This is a genomic window from Campylobacter sp. RM9331, assembly GCF_020137685.1.
In the GTDB taxonomy this organism is placed as follows: domain Bacteria; phylum Campylobacterota; class Campylobacteria; order Campylobacterales; family Campylobacteraceae; genus Campylobacter_E.
The window spans coordinates 53,714-72,020 of record NZ_JACGBA010000008.1 but is presented as its reverse complement, the minus strand read 5'-3'; the positions used below and the strand labels follow the sequence as shown (position 1 = coordinate 72,020).

At 25.4% G+C, this 18,307-nt stretch carries 17 protein-coding genes; 9 read left to right on the top strand and 8 right to left on the bottom strand.

Annotated elements, in window-relative coordinates; all coding sequences use genetic code 11:
• Positions 1–1,197 (top strand): hypothetical protein (locus AVBRAN9331_RS04910; protein ID WP_336612534.1); only part of this gene is annotated, 1,197 nt, incomplete at its 5' end.
• Between the two features lie 772 nt (positions 1,198–1,969).
• On the opposite strand, the gene ppa is transcribed toward AVBRAN9331_RS04910, so the two are convergent.
• The 8 genes from ppa to AVBRAN9331_RS04870 form a co-directional block, all read right to left on the bottom strand.
• Positions 1,970–2,485 (bottom strand): inorganic diphosphatase, encoded by a 516-nt coding sequence (gene ppa, locus AVBRAN9331_RS04905; protein ID WP_214118956.1) that lies wholly within the window; start codon positions 2,483–2,485, stop codon positions 1,970–1,972.
• A gap of 15 nt (positions 2,486–2,500) precedes the next feature.
• Positions 2,501–3,067 (bottom strand): adenylate kinase, encoded by a 567-nt coding sequence (locus tag AVBRAN9331_RS04900; RefSeq protein ID WP_214120548.1) that lies wholly within the window; start codon positions 3,065–3,067, stop codon positions 2,501–2,503.
• 19 nt (positions 3,068–3,086) lie between these two features.
• Complete coding sequence (locus AVBRAN9331_RS04895) at positions 3,087–4,700, bottom strand: polysaccharide biosynthesis/export family protein (RefSeq protein ID WP_214150515.1); 1,614 nt, start codon at positions 4,698–4,700, stop codon at positions 3,087–3,089.
• Positions 4,700–5,788: a capsule biosynthesis protein gene (locus AVBRAN9331_RS04890; protein ID WP_214118964.1), complete on the bottom strand. Its 1,089-nt coding sequence runs from the start codon at positions 5,786–5,788 to the stop codon at positions 4,700–4,702. Before AVBRAN9331_RS04890 ends, AVBRAN9331_RS04895 begins: the two co-directional genes overlap by 1 nt.
• Positions 5,788–6,450, bottom strand: a complete 663-nt coding sequence (locus tag AVBRAN9331_RS04885; protein WP_214150517.1) for an ABC transporter ATP-binding protein — start codon at positions 6,448–6,450, stop codon at positions 5,788–5,790. The genes AVBRAN9331_RS04890 and AVBRAN9331_RS04885 overlap by 1 nt, the downstream gene beginning before the upstream one ends.
• On the bottom strand, positions 6,447–7,208 hold the full coding sequence (gene kpsM, locus AVBRAN9331_RS04880) for a capsule polysaccharide transporter KpsM (RefSeq protein WP_214150518.1): 762 nt from the start codon (positions 7,206–7,208) through the stop codon (positions 6,447–6,449). Before kpsM ends, AVBRAN9331_RS04885 begins: the two co-directional genes overlap by 4 nt.
• Positions 7,209–8,408 (bottom strand): capsular biosynthesis protein, encoded by a 1,200-nt coding sequence (locus tag AVBRAN9331_RS04875; protein ID WP_336612533.1) that lies wholly within the window; start codon positions 8,406–8,408, stop codon positions 7,209–7,211.
• Between the two features lie 92 nt (positions 8,409–8,500).
• Complete coding sequence (locus tag AVBRAN9331_RS04870; RefSeq protein WP_336612532.1) at positions 8,501–9,907, bottom strand: phosphomannomutase/phosphoglucomutase; 1,407 nt, start codon at positions 9,905–9,907, stop codon at positions 8,501–8,503.
• 78 nt (positions 9,908–9,985) lie between these two features.
• On the opposite strand from AVBRAN9331_RS04870, the gene AVBRAN9331_RS04865 reads away from it, so the two are divergent.
• From AVBRAN9331_RS04865 to AVBRAN9331_RS04830, 8 genes are all read left to right on the top strand, one after another.
• Positions 9,986–10,285 (top strand): hypothetical protein, encoded by a 300-nt coding sequence (locus tag AVBRAN9331_RS04865; RefSeq protein ID WP_336612531.1) that lies wholly within the window; start codon positions 9,986–9,988, stop codon positions 10,283–10,285.
• Positions 10,275–11,852: a CDP-glycerol glycerophosphotransferase family protein gene (locus AVBRAN9331_RS04860; RefSeq protein WP_336612530.1), complete on the top strand. Its 1,578-nt coding sequence runs from the start codon at positions 10,275–10,277 to the stop codon at positions 11,850–11,852. Before AVBRAN9331_RS04865 ends, AVBRAN9331_RS04860 begins: the two co-directional genes overlap by 11 nt.
• Positions 11,849–13,159 (top strand): glycosyltransferase, encoded by a 1,311-nt coding sequence (locus AVBRAN9331_RS04855; protein ID WP_336612529.1) that lies wholly within the window; start codon positions 11,849–11,851, stop codon positions 13,157–13,159. The genes AVBRAN9331_RS04860 and AVBRAN9331_RS04855 overlap by 4 nt, the downstream gene beginning before the upstream one ends.
• 17 nt (positions 13,160–13,176) lie before the next feature.
• Entirely contained in the window at positions 13,177–13,620 is a 444-nt protein-coding gene (locus AVBRAN9331_RS04850; RefSeq protein WP_336612528.1) for a hypothetical protein, read from the top strand.
• A gap of 283 nt (positions 13,621–13,903) precedes the next feature.
• Complete coding sequence (locus AVBRAN9331_RS04845) at positions 13,904–14,674, top strand: hypothetical protein (protein ID WP_336612527.1); 771 nt, start codon at positions 13,904–13,906, stop codon at positions 14,672–14,674.
• Positions 14,674–16,239 carry a CDP-glycerol glycerophosphotransferase family protein gene (locus tag AVBRAN9331_RS04840; protein ID WP_336612526.1) on the top strand — a complete coding sequence of 522 codons (1,566 nt, stop codon included), beginning with the start codon at positions 14,674–14,676 and terminating at the stop codon, positions 16,237–16,239. The genes AVBRAN9331_RS04845 and AVBRAN9331_RS04840 overlap by 1 nt, the downstream gene beginning before the upstream one ends.
• A 3-nt stretch (positions 16,240–16,242) precedes the next feature.
• On the top strand, positions 16,243–17,280 hold the full coding sequence (locus AVBRAN9331_RS04835; protein ID WP_336612525.1) for an NAD-dependent epimerase/dehydratase family protein: 1,038 nt from the start codon (positions 16,243–16,245) through the stop codon (positions 17,278–17,280).
• On the top strand, positions 17,277–18,305 hold the full coding sequence (locus tag AVBRAN9331_RS04830) for a GDP-mannose 4,6-dehydratase (RefSeq protein ID WP_336612524.1): 1,029 nt from the start codon (positions 17,277–17,279) through the stop codon (positions 18,303–18,305). The genes AVBRAN9331_RS04835 and AVBRAN9331_RS04830 overlap by 4 nt, the downstream gene beginning before the upstream one ends.
• Positions 18,306–18,307 lie beyond the last annotated feature (2 nt).

Below are 18,307 nucleotides of genomic sequence, written 5' to 3'. Positions count from 1 at the left end.
CTAGGTTGCAATAACTTTGGAGATTATAAGTTTACATTTAATGTAATTGGAACTGATATTAAAGGTGAAGCTAGCTTAAAACTTGTTGCTGATACTCAAACAAATACACCTAGCGTAGATAATACTACAAGTGATGTGGTTGTGGATAGCAATAGCCAAGATAACAATGTATTTAACTTTAAAGTATTACAAGGTGATGAAGGTGGATATTTCAACAACTTAACCGAAATTCCAAATGGTGGTAGAACATTTGATACTACTCCAACATTTGTTGGTAAATCAGTTGCTAATGATACAATAGTATTAGGATTTGTAAAAGCTAATAATGCAACAGGACAAGATGAATTAATTATGAAAGAATTCCAAGCTGCACCAGATGGAACATTTACATATACTCCTGATTTAACAAACAGAGTAGATGGTAGTGGTTGGGAAGTTGGAACATATAAAGTATATTTATCAAGCTTAAAAACAGGACTTGTTAAAGAATTTACATTTACAATAGACCTAAATACAGCTAAAGATGAAGTAGCTAATGATAACAATGCTAATGTAGATGTGGTTGTTCCAAGTGAAGTTGTTGTAAGTAATAATCATATTACAATCAATGAAGGTATTTACTATCAAGCAAATAGCAATAGTGCTATTGAAAAAATTAATGGTTATGTAACTGATAGCGTAAGCCCAGTTATTACAGGAACTGCAAAACCAGGTTCAGAATTAATAGTAAATCTAGTTAATGATGCTACAGGTAAGGTTGAAAGCTGGACAAATATTACAATTTGGGATAGCGGTAAATTTGAAATCGGCTTAACAGGTGAAAAAGGCAACTCATATCATTATGAAGTATTTGATTGTGTAGCGTGCAAACCAGTTGGCGAACCAGCAATTAGTCATACTTTTGAAATTAACGCTGGTAACTTTATTAACCTTAACCCAAGTGCAATTTTAGGAGATGATGCTGGAATTAGTATTCCAACTATTAAAGAAGAAAAAGTTGAAGCTAAAGATGAAACTAAGGTAAATGTTGGGGATATTTTAGATACTCAAAAAGATATCTTTAATGAAACTATAGCTCAACCAGCACAAGTTCAAGAAGGTTATATTAATCTAAAACTAGGTTCAGTTGCATTTGATGCAGCTTCTAAAGACTTAACACATTTAGATGAATTTAATAATATAAACCACCACTCTTAATATATAACTTGAGCTAGTAACAACTAGCTCAAGCTTTTATCTTTTTATAATCTTCAAAATTATTAGAATTTTAATTTAATTATTATTTTTTAAGTATTCAAGCTCAATTATTTTATATTTTTATTGGTTGTTATAAGTATATTTGTAGTGGGTATATGTTATACATAGCAAAATTTTTAAAATATTTGATTGTAAAAATCACTTAAAGCTTTGTATAATAGAGTTTTAAAGCTTGAAAATTAATATATAAAACCATGCACTTATAGCACATATATATTTTTTATGAAACTTTACAAAATATATAATATAAATCCTATAAATGAGTATTTTTGTGATTTTGAATATGGTTTAAGGTTTTAGTAAGTGTTAAAATAAAGTTAAAAAAATATACTTTATAAAATTCCTTGAAATTCTAATACAACGCAGTTTTAAGTTAATTTCTAAAACAAATCAAATTCTAAAAACACCTTTAATTATAACTTAAAATATAGTTAAATTATATGATTTTTAATGAGTATTAAAATTAAAATGAATAATTTTATAAAGAAATTAATAAGATACTAAATGATTTAAAATATACGCATTTGTAAATAATACTAGCAACAAAATCAGTATTCACTTACAAAATTAAGCATAATAATATTTTTGCTTATGCATTATTAATGAGATTTCGTATATTTTAAATTAGATTATTATGATTTGTAATTTTTATAAGAGAAATAAGAATGTTTGATAAAATTAATTTAAAAGCAGTCTTTAAAGACTGCTAACATTATTTATAGTTTTTGATTGATTCTTCAAGTATTTTTGTAGCTTCAGCTATGCCTTTAAAATCTTGAACTTTTACCCATTTACCTTTTTCTAATGCTTTGTATGTTTCAAAAAAGTTTTTGATTTTTGCAAGTTTGTGTGGTGCTAGGTCTTCTAAAGATTTGATATTATCATAGCTTGGATCAATCTTGCTAACAGGAACTGCAAGTAATTTTTCATCCATACCACTTTCATCTTCCATAATTAAAACACCAATTAAACGGCAAGGAATAACAGCACCTGCTTGAACTGGGTACTCATTTAATACAAGCACATCAACAGGATCACCATCAGCTGCAAGTGTATTTGGCACGAAACCATAATTTGCTGGGTAAAACATAGCCGAATACATAACTCTATCAACCATGATTGCTCCACTATCTTTATCTAACTCATATTTAATATTTGAGCCATAAGGAATTTCTATAACTGCATTTAATTTCTCTGCATTTCCACTTTTAATTTTTGTAATATCCATTTTTTTTCTCCTTGATTAGATTTTTTTCTTAATTTCTTCACTCATATTTGCAACAATTTCTTCAATTGTGCGTTCGCCGTTGATTTGTATATGTAGATTTTTTGCTTTATAAAAATTTAAAATATCAGCTAAAGGCTCGGTATATACTTTCATACGATTATTAAATACTTCTTCATTATCATCAGCACCCCTAGCACGACCTAAAACTCTATCTTTTGCTACTTGTTCGCTTACAAATACTTCAATAACAGCACTAAGATTTACTTCGTTTGATTTAGCTAATTCGCTATCAAGTGCGTGCATTTGTTCAACGCTTCTTGGGTAACCATCTATTAATATAACATCACTTGGAGCTTTTTTAAGTGCGCTCATAATTGTATTTACAACTATTTGTAAAGGCACTAGATTTCCTTTTGAGATAAGCTCATTTATTTGTTTTCCTAATTCGCTTCCACTTGCAACTTCAGCTCTTAATAAATCGCCTGTTGAATAGTGTGTGTAGTTTTCGTTTTTAGCAATTATGCTAGCATCAGTAGTTTTACCGCTACCAGGTGCTCCTATAATTAAAAATAATTTTTTCATAGTGTTTCCTTTCATAAAATTAAATATCTAAAATTACTTTAGTTGCTACTGCAATTTGGTATAAAATCTGAGTTATTACACCGGTTACTTGAAGGTTGTAAGTTTCAATTTTAGGTAATACTAATACTGAATCTCCTTCATAGACTTTAGCATTTTTATCACTGCTAAAAGTTCCTAAGCTTATTTTATCTGCTTTTCCATTAGCGTGTATTAATAAAATTCTTTTTTTATCAGCTCTAGTATTTAAATCCCCAGCCATTTTAATATAATCTTTTATTTTTAATCTATCTTGATGAATAAATGCACCAGGAAGAGCAACTTCTCCTTGAATTACAACTAAATTATTTTTGCTAGGTATATTAATAATATCATCATTTTCAAGAACAATTGAAGAATATAATTTTTCATCATCAATTACGATTTGCCCTTTAGGCTCAATTGCTCTAGCTCTTTCAATAAACTTTAAAATATTAGTTCCCCAATTATCTCTAATTTTTGCTTCTTCTGAAGTAGCTGAAGTTGTGGTTAGCGCTAAGGTTTCTAACTCTTTTAGTTGGGCTTCAATTAATTTTTTTTGAAGAGCTGCTACGCTTTTTCTATACACTTGCACTGCTTGTTTATTAGATAAATCATTCATATTTAATAAACTAAGAGCTTCTTGTAATGTAGTTCCTTTATCTAAAACTAATGAATGTAAGCTATTGTGTTCGCCTTCAATTTTTATGTTTATTTTATCTGCTGTGTAATCTGGTCTAAATTCCACTTCATCGGCATTATTAATATATACATTTTCAAATTCACTTTTTTTATAAGCATTTATACGGAGTTTGTTATTTTCATCATAACTTTTTATGATTGCATTTGTTGCAGTTGGTTTTGCATTAGATAAAATAGCTAAATCATTTAATGTTTTTAAATTCTCTCCTAATTCAAATCTATAAGGCTTTAATACATCACCACTAGCACTTGCATAGCCATTGATTTGTTTTACTAAAATTACATCACCATTTTTAAACATAGAATAATCTAATTTGCCATTTAATAAAAAATCATACAAGTCTATTTGTTTGATTAGTTGATTATTTCTTAGAATTTGAATATTTCTAAAGCTTCCATATTCAAGATTTATTCCACCTGCTTTATCAATGTATTGAATTAAAGAATCCGAGCTAAGCCCTTCATAAAGCCCTGGTTTATTTACATTTCCCGTAACAAATACTGAAATATTTTGGTAAGTATCCATATCTGCGTATGAATATACATTTGATTTATAAGTATTTCTTACTTTATTTTGAATAATATTTACTAAATCTTTATTGCTAACTCCTAACAAATGAATAACTCCAACTTGTGGAATAAATATATTTCCTTGAGAATCAACGCTTGATTTTTGTTGTAATTCTACTGCACCCCAAAGCTTAATATTTATTATATCTCCTATTGCGATTTTATAATCTGGATTATAAATATGTTTGCTAAATTGCTTAAAATTACCTGAGAATAGGTGTGCTCCAAATGTTTTATTATTCACTTGTTGTGATATTTCTTCTTGAGTATTATTTACTGCTATATTTGCTACATCAACTGCAAATGCTAATATTGAAAATACTAATATATAAAATATTTTTTTCATTAATATCTATGCTCCTCTATTATTGAATATGTAAATTTAATAATTCCAAAAACTAATGTTAATATAAAAAATACTGAGAATACATCATAAATTACATTTGGATATATTGCAATTTCTGATAAAACCGGCGAAGAAATTATAATAACTTGTTTTAACTTTTTATTAGCTTCTAGTCTTGATTTTTCATAAGATGCTAGAGCTAATTTATAAGCATCTTCAGCGAATTTTAATTTAAAACTAAGATTGCTAAAATCAATTGCTAAATAATTTAATTTGTCATTTTTATCTTTTGAAGTTAATTTATTAGCTTCTTTTTTTAATTGAGATTTTAGTGCGTCTAATTCTGATTTTAATGCTTTTACTTGCGGAGTATTTGAGTTTAAGTAACTATTTAATGTGGCAAGTTCTACTTCTTTTGCTATTATTTTTTCTTCTATTTGTGTTTTTATAGCTGATTGGGTTTTTGCTTGACTTACAGGGTCTAGCATAGAATTTGTATTTTGAAATTTATTTATTTCATCTTGGGCTTTACTTAGCTCTAAACTAGCTTTTTCTAATTCTTCTTTTGCAAAACTCATTTGCTCTCTTGCGATTTTATGTGATATTTCGTTTATGAAATTTTCACTTTCCTTAAGTATCGTATCGGCTATTTTTTTAGAATCTTCTGGAGAAAATGCGTTAATTTTAATACTTAAAAGTCCGGTAATATCATCATAAACTACCTTTATTCTACTTTGATAATATTTTAAAAAATCTTCTTTTACATCAAGATTTTTCAAAAATAATTCATAATCAATTTTTCCTTCATACATAGCCTTGATATTTATATCTTTTTGCAAAATTGCTAGCATATCGTATGAGTTTATATATTCTTTAAGATACATTAAATCTTCTTTAGATGAACTTGTAAGTCCTATTATTGGTATTAGGCTAGATGTATCTGTAGTAGTGCTTGTAGATTTTACTCCAATTATTGCTGTGCTTTCATATCTTGAACTTGCTATAAAAGCAAAATAAATCAGTGAAATTAAGCTTAAAACTATGATAATTTTAAAGCTTGTTATAAATTTTATAATCTTTTTTTTCATTAGCAACTTTCTTTATATTTATTAATTCCTTCATCTATATCATCATAGATTGCGGCTATTCCATTGTCTAAAAAAACTATTTTATCACACCAAGTTTTTATTTCGTTAATATCGTGTGAAACCATAATTACCTTTGATTTTGATAATTTTTCCTCATATACTTTTCTACTTTTTTCTCTAAAAGATGGATCGCCAACTGCTCCTGCTTCATCTATTAGATAATAATCAAAATCAAAAGCCATACTAAGACCAAATGAAATTCTACTTCTCATACCTGATGAATAGCTTCTAATAGGCTCATCAAAATAATCTCCAAGTTCAGCAAATTCTTTTACATATTCTATTTTTTCTTTTAAAGCTTCTCCACTATATCCGTAGATTCTAGCTATGAATTTGATATTATCTCTAGCACTCAAGCTTCCTTGAAATCCACCTGCAAATCCAACAGGCCAAGAAATACTCTTATCAATTATTACTTTACCACGATTAGGAATATCAAGTCCACCTAAAATTCTTAGCATTGTAGATTTTCCTGCACCATTTTTTCCCATTAGACCGATTGAGCAATTATCAGGAAAAGTAAAATTTAAATCCTTAAAAATATAATGCTTTTTTTTATTGTTTAATACAAAGTATTTTGTGATATTTTCAAGTCTAATCATGCAGTGCCAAGCTCCACTCTTTTTTTATAATATAAGCCAAGACTAAAAAATAATAAAACTAAAGTGCAAATTAAAGGGTATTCAATATTAATTTGAGTTACTATAGGGTAGGTTTCAAAATAATTTTCTTTAAAAAGTTCAATTATATGCAAGATTGGGTTATAAGCTAGAATATCTATCATTTGGTTTGGGACTATCCATAAAGGAAACATAATAGCAGAACCAAAATACATCATAGTAAGTGCATAACCTATAATATTTTTTATAACATCTCTACCATAAAAAACAACAGCTAGTAAAAGCCCTAAAGCAAATGCAATAATAACTAGCCAAATAAACATTAAAAGACTATAAACAATATTAAATGGGATAATATTATAGTTTATAAAAAATCCCGTTGTAATCATTAAAATACAAAAAATAATAAAATATAAAATACCTTCTAGTAAGGCTCTAGCTAAAAATACATGAATAGGGCGAACGGGTTTATAAGTAAATAAACTTTTATTAGCTTCAATTCCATTCATTATAAAATTAACAATATTTCTAAACATAAAAAACGGAACCATACCTGTTATTAAAAATAAGCTAAAAGGAACTTGTGGTAATAATCTATTTCTAATTAAAGTAAAAATTACTAGCATAAACAAAACATGCATCATAGGTTCAAGTATAACCCATACATAACCTAAAGTTGGGTTTTTACCAAATCTAGTTTTAAGCTCTCTTAAAATAAGCGCGTTTATTATATGCCACATTTAATTTCCTATTTCAAATTCTTTGAAATTTAAGTAAAAATTTGCATTATATTGATTGTTTTTTAATAAATACCCTTGGAATTTCAAGTATAAATCATAATCGCTTACGAAATTATGAGCATTTTGCCAAAAGCTATCAAGGTCATTTTTATAGACTAAACCATCTATATTATAAATTGCATTACCCAATACTATAGTAGGGCAATTATGATAAAGTGCTTGCATTCCCACCGTGCTATTTATACAAATACAGCCTTTAGCATTTTTTAAAAGATTTGGGATATTTCCACGATGAATATAAAACACCTTATCACTTATACCAAGTCTTTTGGTAAGTTCATTTATAATATTTGAATAATCAGTATATGCAATATCTAATGGGTGGTGTTTAAATATCAAAACATTATTATTCGCTCTATTTTTAGCAAATGATTTTATGGTTTTTACTATGAATTTTTTCATACCTTTGTCTTTAAAATGCTTTTTTATTTGACTATCGTTATGCACTTGAAGAACTGCTAAAAAGTATTTTTTGGAATATTTTTTAGCTAAATTATCTACATTTTTTTCTAAAATTGAATATTTAGCTTTTCTATAAAAATGTCTAAACCATCTAAAAAGCTCCATTATATTTAGTGGTCTATGATAGTTTTTGTTATTATAAAATACTTGAAATATAATGCTAAATGTATAATACATTAAGGCATAAAAAGCCATTATTTTAAAACTTGACTTAAATAGTTTTGAGTTTTCTTTATAAGTATTTAGTTTTTTATAATCATTTTTATTTTTACTCATAAGTGAGTTTGCATTAACGCCAGTCATTTCGCAAGTAATATAATTTGGCCTTAAATATCCTTCTTCAAATACATATATTTTTATATTTAGTTTTTTAGCTAAATTAATTGCTATTTCATGAATTGGCCTAGTATCGCCGAATAATATAATGCAAGTGATTTTATTGAGTTTATAAAAATTATCTAAGTATGATTTAAGATTGTTTAAACTTCCTTTGTAATTATATTTTGATGGATAAAATATAAAATCACCCGCAGTAAAATTAATTTTATATATTTTATTGTTTTTATTAAGGTATTTGCTAAAACGCTTAAAAAAAGGCCCTAAAGGTCCTTGTAAAAATAAAATATTTTCATTATTAAATTTACTTATTAAACTATTTATATTCATACTTTCTTTCACTTAGAATACTACCCCCACAATTTAGTAATATTGAGCGTGGGGGGGGGTATTTTAAAATTTTTTAGTTATATTAACCTAAACTTATTAACTAATTAATTTTTAATTATTTCATCTAAAAGTTTAAAGGTAAAATCATTGATTTCTTTTAACTTATCTTCGCTGATACTTTCAAATCTAGCTACTAAATAAGGGCTAGTATTACTTGCGCGAAGTAGTGAAAATCCATTTTCAAATTCTAATCTCACTCCATCAATTTCAATTAGCTTAGCATTTAGATTAAGAGATTTTATTTTTTCTTTATAAGTATTTATTATATTAAATTTATCATTTTCATTTACTTTTATTTTTATTTCATTACTTGAATATGCTTTAGGTAAGTTATTTAAAATATCAATAAAATTAGGATTTTTTAAATATAGCTCAATAATTCTTAGCATAGAATAAATCGCATCATCGTATCCATAATATTTGTCATTAAAAAATACATGTCCGCTAAGTTCTGCTGCTAAATCTACATTTAATTCTTTTATAGCTTTTTTGATATTTGAATGACCTGTTTTACACATTGAGCAAGTTCCTAGCTCGTTGATTTTATCAAAAATCACTTTTGAGCATTTAACTTCACAAAGGATTTTAGGGTTTTTAATATTATTTGCAAATAGATAGCAAAGCTCATCACCTTTAATGATTTTATCTTTTAAAACACATACAATTCTATCAGCATCTCCATCAAAACCAAAGCCAAGTGTTGCAGTGTTTTTAACATAGTTATTTTTATAAAGTGGATTAGGGCAATGATGAGAAAAATTACTAAAATTAAGCTCATTTTTAATAGCAAATAGATTTTCTTCTTCTGTTGGGTCTGGCTCGTGAGATTTAAACTCACCATCAAATTCACTAAAATAGTGAGCGTATTTAATATTTAAAATATCTAAAATATTTGCTACAACTTCACAAGCTGCACCACTAGCTGTATCAATTGCTAGATTTATATTGGCGTTTTTAAGATGAGCGAATTCTTTTTGCAAAAACTCAATATATTTTGTTTTAATATCTAATTCTTCATATTCGGCATTTTCAATCTTATCATCAAAATCTTTTATGTGATTTGCAACTTCAGTATAAATATCACTAAGCTCTTTTGCAAAAAAACTTTCTTTATTTATGGTGATTTTAAAGCCATTGTATTCTTTAGGGTTATGTGATGCTGTTATCATAATATTTGCATCAATTTCATAAGCGTAATTGCTAAAATATCCAAGTGGAGTAGGAACAAGTCCAAGTGAATAAGTCTTAATTCCTGCACGATTTAGCCCGTAAATTAAAGCATTATTTAAGACTTTATTACTAAGTCTTGCATCATAGCCTACGCTTACGCTTTTTGCATTTTTACTAAGCATAATTTTACCTATTACAAAACCTAAAGCCTTAGTAAAATTAGGACTAATCTCAGTCCCAAAAATCCCCCTAATATCGTATTCTCTAAATATGTGTTTCATGTGTATTTCCTCAATATTAAATAATTTTAACTAGAATCAGAATTTTTAATTTTGAATCAATGGCTTAAGGATAGTATAATGTCTTATAGTAAAATTAATAGAAATGCTTTTTTTGATGAATTAATATTAATGTATTTGTATACTAAAAAAGAAGTAAACGCTGATAATATAGAAGAGTTGTTTGGAGATATTAAAGATACTCAAAATGTAAATAATGTAGTTTCTAATAGAATAAATAAGCCCTCTTACCTTTATAATAATACATTCATTGAATATAACGAAAAAACTAAAATATTAAAGATTACAAATAAGGGGAGGGAGTATATTGAGAAAAAATTTCCTCCAATTAGAAGGGTATATAAGACAAATGAGTTTTAAAAAAATTAAAGCTATATTAATAGGAAGAATATATATTTTAAATAGAATATTTTTAAGACATTTAACTAATTCCAAATTATTTAAAAGAGATTATTTTATAATTTTAGATAAATTAAAAGATGAAAACATGGAGTTGGTTGATAATTTTGTGTTTTTTTTATATCTATTAAATAAAAATCAAAATGCATATTATATGGTCAGGAAAAATAATAAATTTATTGATTTTAATAAATATAATAAAAATTTAATTATAGTTAGAACAAATAGATTTTTAAGTTTTAAATTTTATTTTTTATTATTAAAAACAAAATATATATTAGATTCTTATCAAGTTTTAAGTTCTTATGGTATTAGCAATATATTATGTGATAGTAAAATTAATTTTATCTATACACAACATGGGATAAATTTTTTTAAAACACATTATATTAAAAATTCGCTTGTAGTTGGAGATGAACATTTTAATTCAATTTGTTTTTCAATGTTCGGAGAAGAATTGTTATTTAGTCATTTTAATTACCCTAAGGAAAGAATGATTTTTAATGGATTATTTAGATGGGAAAATATTAATCCTAATAAAGAAAGATTAGTATTTATATTTTTTTCTCATAGAGGCTATGTTAAAAATTTTTCTAACCCTCTGAAATCTAGATATTTTCTAAGTATTATGGAAATATATGAAAAATTAAAGCAAAATGGTGTTAATGTTAAAATTGCTTTTCACCATGTTTTAAAAGAAACTTTTAATGTTATCAATTGTGATTTTATAAAACAAGAGGAGATATCTCTAATTAAGCAACAGGCATCATTATTAATTACAGATTATTCTTCAATGGCCTTTGATTTTATGATTTATGATAAACCAGTAGTATTCTATGATCCCGATGCAAATTTATTATGTTTAGATATAGAAAGTATTAACGAGAAAAAACATTTTAATAGCATAAAAAATAGATTGTACAATATTACAACTAGTATCGATGAGGCTATAGAAAAAGTATTTGAATATCATAACAACAATTATGAACTAGAAGAAAAATTTAAAATAATTAATAAAAGTATTTTTATTAATAAGACAAATATTTGTGATAATTTTTATAAAATATTATTAAAACTTAATGATCCTGATCCATTTTTGGCTGTAGCAACACCTAGTAAATTAACTTTACCATTTACAGGTGTTACTAATGAATTTAGAGTTGTAGGGTTATCAACTAAAGAAGTTAGTGGTAGATGGAGTTGTTCCGATCAAGTAGCATTTTACTTTAATTTTGATAGATATTTAGACTATGATCTCAAATTTAATTTACACTCAATTAGAAAAATGAAAGTTAGTATATTTATAAATGATGTGTATTATTCAAAGAGAATAATTAGAAATAAAAGTAAAATAAAATACCAATTAGATTTTAAGATTACAAAAAATACATTAATTAAAAATGAAGGTAAATTAAAGTTGATATTGAAAATAAATACACCTTTAAGACCTTTAGATTTGGGTATTAATAAAGATAAAAGATTTCTTGCTCTGTTTTTTAAACAAATAATTATAAAAGGTTATGAATGATTTATATATTTAATTTAACAAGACTATACAATAGAGGAAACAGACTTACTCCAAGTGGTATAGATAGATGTATTATAATTTATGCTTTAAATTTCTTAAAGATTAGTGAAAAAATTATTTTTGTAAGAAGTACAGGTGGTAGATTAGTAACAATACCTAATAAAGTAGCATATGACTTGATTAAAAAATGTGCCTTAACTTGGTTAGGGATAGATAACATTAATATATTAAACCAAGATGAAAACAATGAAGTAAATTCTGTAATAAAACTATTGGATATAATAAATGAAAATAACATGTATACTTTTGTAGATATGGAAGGTGGAGCTAATATTTTAAATTTTAAGGATGATATTGTGAAATTATCATTAAATCTAAATGTCAAAATAGTAACATACGTTCATGATATTACCTGGTATAGATGGTCTGAATTTGCAGGAGTGAAAGAAGCTAGACAAAAATGTGAAGCATATATGAAAATTAAATTTTATGTTAGTGATTTGATTTTGACAAATTCTAATATGGTAGCAAATCATTGTTTAGAATTAGCTAGTAAAAATAATATATCTTTTACAAATATAAAATCAACAAAAATATTATTACCATATACAATATACAATAATTTAAATTCTCATAATAAAATTTCACAACCATACTTTTATTATGTTAGCACTGTAGAACCAAGAAAAAATCACTTTCTATTATTTTTGGTTTGGAAACAACTTGTTGAAAAATATGGTGATAATGCTCCAATTCTTTATATTATAGGTGGGAAAGGTTGGCAAATAGATTGGTTATATGATATATATGATAAATCATCATATAAAAATAAAATTATATTTTTAAGCAATATTGGCGATAAGGAGATGATTAAATTAATGCAGAATGCAAGGTCTAATTTATTTCCTTCATTAGATGAAGGTTGGGGTATGGGAGCAGATGAGGGTGTGGCTTTAGGAGTACCAACTATTTGTTCTAATTCAGAAGCCCTTAGAGAAGCTACTCAAGAAAGTGCAATTTATTTAGATCCATATAATGTAAACATTTGGTTTGAACACATAGATAAAGCATTTAATAATATATTAAATTTTCCAATTTCAACTTATAAAGCGTTATCGGAAGTTGAACATTTTTCCAATATTTTAAATTATATATATAGTGCAAGCAAAACAGATAAAAAAATATATGTAGATATGTATTTTAAAAACCGTAAAAGTTTTTGTTTTGAAAGTAATAAAATTATTTTGTCTAAAACTAATAAGAAATTAATAAATCTATTAAAAAACATTACAAAATATTTTAAATAATAAGTAAGGAATTAAATATGAACTCATTTAAGATTAATGTATTAGGGATTACAATTTGTAAGGTAATTTATGAAAATAATGATACTGTGGTAATTTTATTAGGAATTCCTATATTTAGCAAAAAATGTTTTAATAAAACAATGAAAATTAGTTTATTTGGAATCCCATTGATTAAATTTATTTATGAATATAGATTTGACTATTTTTTAAACAATAAAATACAAAAACCTATAAATTTTGATATAAACTTTTTACTTAAAAGAATCAAGGAAGAATTGTTAACAAATATCAGTGATTTAAAAGCAATCAATAAACAGCAAATAAAATTTGATAGGAATAATAGTAAAGATTTGAATTGTGTAAAACAATCTATTGATATCAATAAAAATATATTTATGGGGGGGGGGTATTTCGATTTTTGGAGTTTTACCACCGGAGGATACAGGTATAGCCATTGCTAATTACAATACTTTTGTAAATATAGATGAGTTTGTTGTATTTTCAGATCTTAAAAATTTTAATTTATTATTAAATAGCTCTATTAGTAATGTTTATTCTTTAACAAGTTATTTATATTTTAATAGCTTTAGGATTAATATTTTTATTATTGGTAATTCATACCATAATGTTCCTTATTTAAGATCTGCGGTTAAAATTATAAATAAAAAATATAGCTATTTACTACTACATGAGTGTAATTTAACTAGTTTATTAATTCATTATTATAATTTAAATTTTAATTTAATGAAAAATCATTTACTTATTTGTTATCCTGAGTATTCTGATGATTTGGTTAGAATTAATAACTGGGAAGAATTTGGTAGGTTTAATAAATATTTTAAAATATTTGGCCTAAGATGTATAAGATATATCACAGGTATTGACAATTATATTGTTAATAATGATGTGGCAGAAGCAATAGCTCGTCAAGAATTAGGAAATGATATTAAATTAGTTAAAATGTTTTTACCACTCCCAGATTTAAAAGTTAATAATAAAAAAAATATTAAGGCTAGTATAGTATTTGGAACTTTTGGAGTGCCAAGTCATAGAAAATTTACTTGTGAAATAATAGAAGCGATTACAATTTTAAAAAATGTATATAATTTGGATATTGTTTTATTAATTGCTGGGTATAAGGCAAATGAATTTTTAAAAAACTTAAATGTCGATAAAAATATAGTGTATATATATGACAATCCTAATGATGAAGAGTTTTTTGAACTACTAAATTCTGTAGACTATGGTATTCAATTAAGAAAATTTGCATATGGAGAAAGTTCTGGTCCTATTACTCAATTATTGTCTTTAAAAAAAGAAGTTATTGTAAATGAGTCTTTTATAGATAAAAATTTTGAAGATTATATACATGTAGTAGAAGATAAAATTTGTATCAATTCTTTAGAATTAGCAAAAGTATTAAAAAGCATATTGGATAAAAATTGCAAGTTAAATAATATAAATAAAGACTTATACAGTTTTGAAGTTTTACAAAAATTATTTTTGGAGTTATAATGAATAAAATTTTTAAAAAAATATTACACTATTTAAGTGATGTAAATATATTTAAAAGAAATAAAATTATATTTACTGATATGTATTTTAATAATAATGTAGAATTAATTGATAACTATAGTTTGTTTAAGTACTGTGTGAAAAATAAGTATAATGCATATTACATGTTAGACAAAAAACATGTTCAATATCACTTGATTAAAAAAGAATTTGGCTTTAGAATTATTTCATATAATAGTGGAATCTCTTTTTTGATTTTTTCATATCATCTTTTAAAAACTAAAATTTGGGTAGATTCTGCTAATTTTTTATTTATTAGCAGTTTATATTCTGTTCTTTCAAAAAAAAATATTACTTATATACAATCTCAACATGGCATAAATTATTTTAAAGAGGGCTATAGGTTTCATATGTCTTCAAGTATATATGATAAAGTTATTTTAGCAGGTAATGCTGAATTAAATATATTTAATAAGTTGTATTGCTATAATAAGGATAATATTATTATTTCAGGTTTGCCTAGGTGGGCTGGAATAAGTAATAATAAGATAAATAAAGTACTCATATATTTCACATACAGGGAATATTTATTGATAAAAAATAAATATTTAACAAGATATTATTTTGATGTTATAGAATCATTTCTTTCATCTAAAGAGTTAGAAAATTTGAGTAAAAAAGGTTTAATGTTTGATTTTGCAATACACCATGAATTGATAGAATTGGGTATTAAAATTAAGATCCCTAGTTTTGTTAATTTGGTATATGAAGAAGATATTAAAAAATCTAAAGAAGAAGCTAGTTTACTAATTACAGATTTTTCTAGCATGTGCTTTGATTTTTATTATTTAAGTAAACCAGTTTTATTTTATCATGGTTTTTCAGATGACCCAAATTTATATTTAAGCAATCAAGATTATGAGTTATTTTTAAATCTTGATGAAAAATATAGCATTTTACCAAATGTTTTTAGAGAAAAATCTGAACTTTTTAACTCATTAGATAAATATTTTGTTAATAGATTTGCATTTAGTGAAAAAGAAAATATTGCAAGATTAAGGTTTATATCAAATAATAATGAAGATATTTATTGTAGTATAATGCAAGGTATATTGCAAGAAAAAAAGAAGAATATTTTTATAATTGATAAATCTCTTGATTTTATTGAATTTAAAAAAGAATACACAAAATTTGAAGGTTCTGTATTTAAATTAAGTAATTTTAAAAAATTAAGTAATAGTAAATTAGAGTCATGTTTAAGTGAATGTTCAAATATAGGTTTTATATTGCCATTAGTGCTGGATAAGTTTTTATTAAGAATGAGATTAACACCAAATAAAATAAAATATCTGTATAATTTACAGATTTTTATAAACGATCAATTAATTGTAAATAACAATATTTGCAATAGTATAGATAAAGTGCTCTTTGTAGATATAGTGCCTACAAAGATGATAAATATTAGAATAGAATTTAAAACTATTAACAAAAATGATTTTATAATAAAAAATAGTGAGCAAAATTTTTTATTGGAATTAATACAAGTAATTCCTTGTGAAGGGTAATATGTGATTAATATTTTTATAGCAGGTCATAATGGTATGTTAGGTAAGGCTTTAGTTGCTTTACTAAAAAGTGTTGAGTATAGAGATAAATACAATTTAATATGTAGTGATAGCAATAGATTAGATTTTAGAAATAAACAAGAAGTTGATTTCTTTTTTAAAAATAATCATATAGATATTGTTATATTAGCAGCATCTAGGTTTGGTGGAATGAATGAACATTTAAAATATAGAGTGGATTTTTTACAAGATAATTTATTAATTTATATTAACATAATGGACTGTGCATACAGATATAATGTTAATAAGTTAATTTTTATAGCAAGTACTAGTGTATATCCGAATAATGTGCAAATTCCAACTAATGAATTTGAACTTTTAAGTGGAAAATTGAATTATACACAAGAGCCTTACTCGTTATCTAAGATTATAGGTATTAAATTGTGTCAGTTTTACAATGAACAATATGATACCAACTTTATATCAATATCTCCTGTTTGTTTATATGGAGAGAATGATAATTTTGATTTAGAGAAGTCAAATGTTTTAGCTGGTATATTTAGAAAAATATATTTATCTAAGTTGTTAATGGAAAATAATATAAATGAAATTTTAAGAGAATTAAATAACAACTCTATTGAAGAATCTATAAAATATTTAAATTCAATCGGAGTATATGAAAATAAAGTTGTATTATTTGGGACAGGAAAACCAAGAAGAGAATTTTTACATGTAAGAGATTTGGCAGATGTTTGTATGTATTTTGTTGATTATATAAATAAAAAAGATGTAGATAATACACATACAAATATTGGTATAGGTATTAATTATTCTATTGGTGATTTATCAAAAATTATAGCCAATACAATTGGATACAATGGAGATATTGAGTTTGACACTAGTAAACCAGATGGAGTTTTTGAAAGACTCTCGGATTGCAATAAAATCCATAGATTGGGTTGGAAACATAAGATATGTTTAGAACAAGGTTTAAAAGAATTATACATTTGGTATTTGAAAGAAAGGAATATTAAAAAATGAAAAAAGTTTTGATTACAGGATTTACAGGCCAAGTTGGCTCACAATTGGCTGATTTTTTATTAGAAAACACTGATTATTATATAATAGGTATGATGAGATGGCAAGAGCCTATGGATAATATTTATCGTCTAACAAAAAGGATAAATAATAAAGATAGAGTCGAGATATTTTATGCAGATTTAACAGATTTTTCAAGTATGCAAAAGCTTTTTGAAAATAAAAGACCTGATTTTATATTTCATTTAGCTGCACAATCTTATCCAAAAACTTCTTTTGATATACCTATAGAGACTTTACAGACCAATATTATAGGTACAGCTAATTTATTAGAAAATATTCGTTTATTAAAGCAAAAAGATGGGTATAATCCAGTGGTTCATGTATGTTCATCTAGTGAGGTTTATGGTAGAGCAAAAGTTGGCGTTAGATTAAACGAAGAAACCAAATTTCATGGAGCAAGTCCTTATAGCATTAGTAAGATTGGTACGGACTATTTAGGTCAGTTTTATGGAGAGGCTTATGGTATCAGAACATTTATAACTCGTATGGGAACACATAGTGGTCCAAGAAGAAGTGATGTATTTTTTGAAAGTACTGTAGCTAAGCAAATAGCGTTAATAGAAGCTGGCTTACAAGAGCCAGTTATTAAAGTAGGTAATTTATCTAGCACTAGAACATATCAAGATTGTAGAGATGCAATAAGGGCTTATTATCTATTAAGTCAAGCTAGTTTAAATAATAAAGTTCCATGTGGAGAAACATTTAATATAGCAGGAGAAGAAGCATTTAAATTACCTGAAGTTATTGATATTTTATTAAGTTTTAGCTATAGAAAAGACATAGTAGTAAAGACAGATAGTGAAAGACTAAGGCCAATTGACGCTGATTATCAGATGTTTGATAATACTAAAATAAAAAGTTTTATAGATTGGAAACCAGAGATTCCGGCTAGGAAAATGTTTGAAGATTTACTTAATCATTGGAGAGATGAAATTAAAAGTGGTAGAATTCCACTAGATAGGTGATA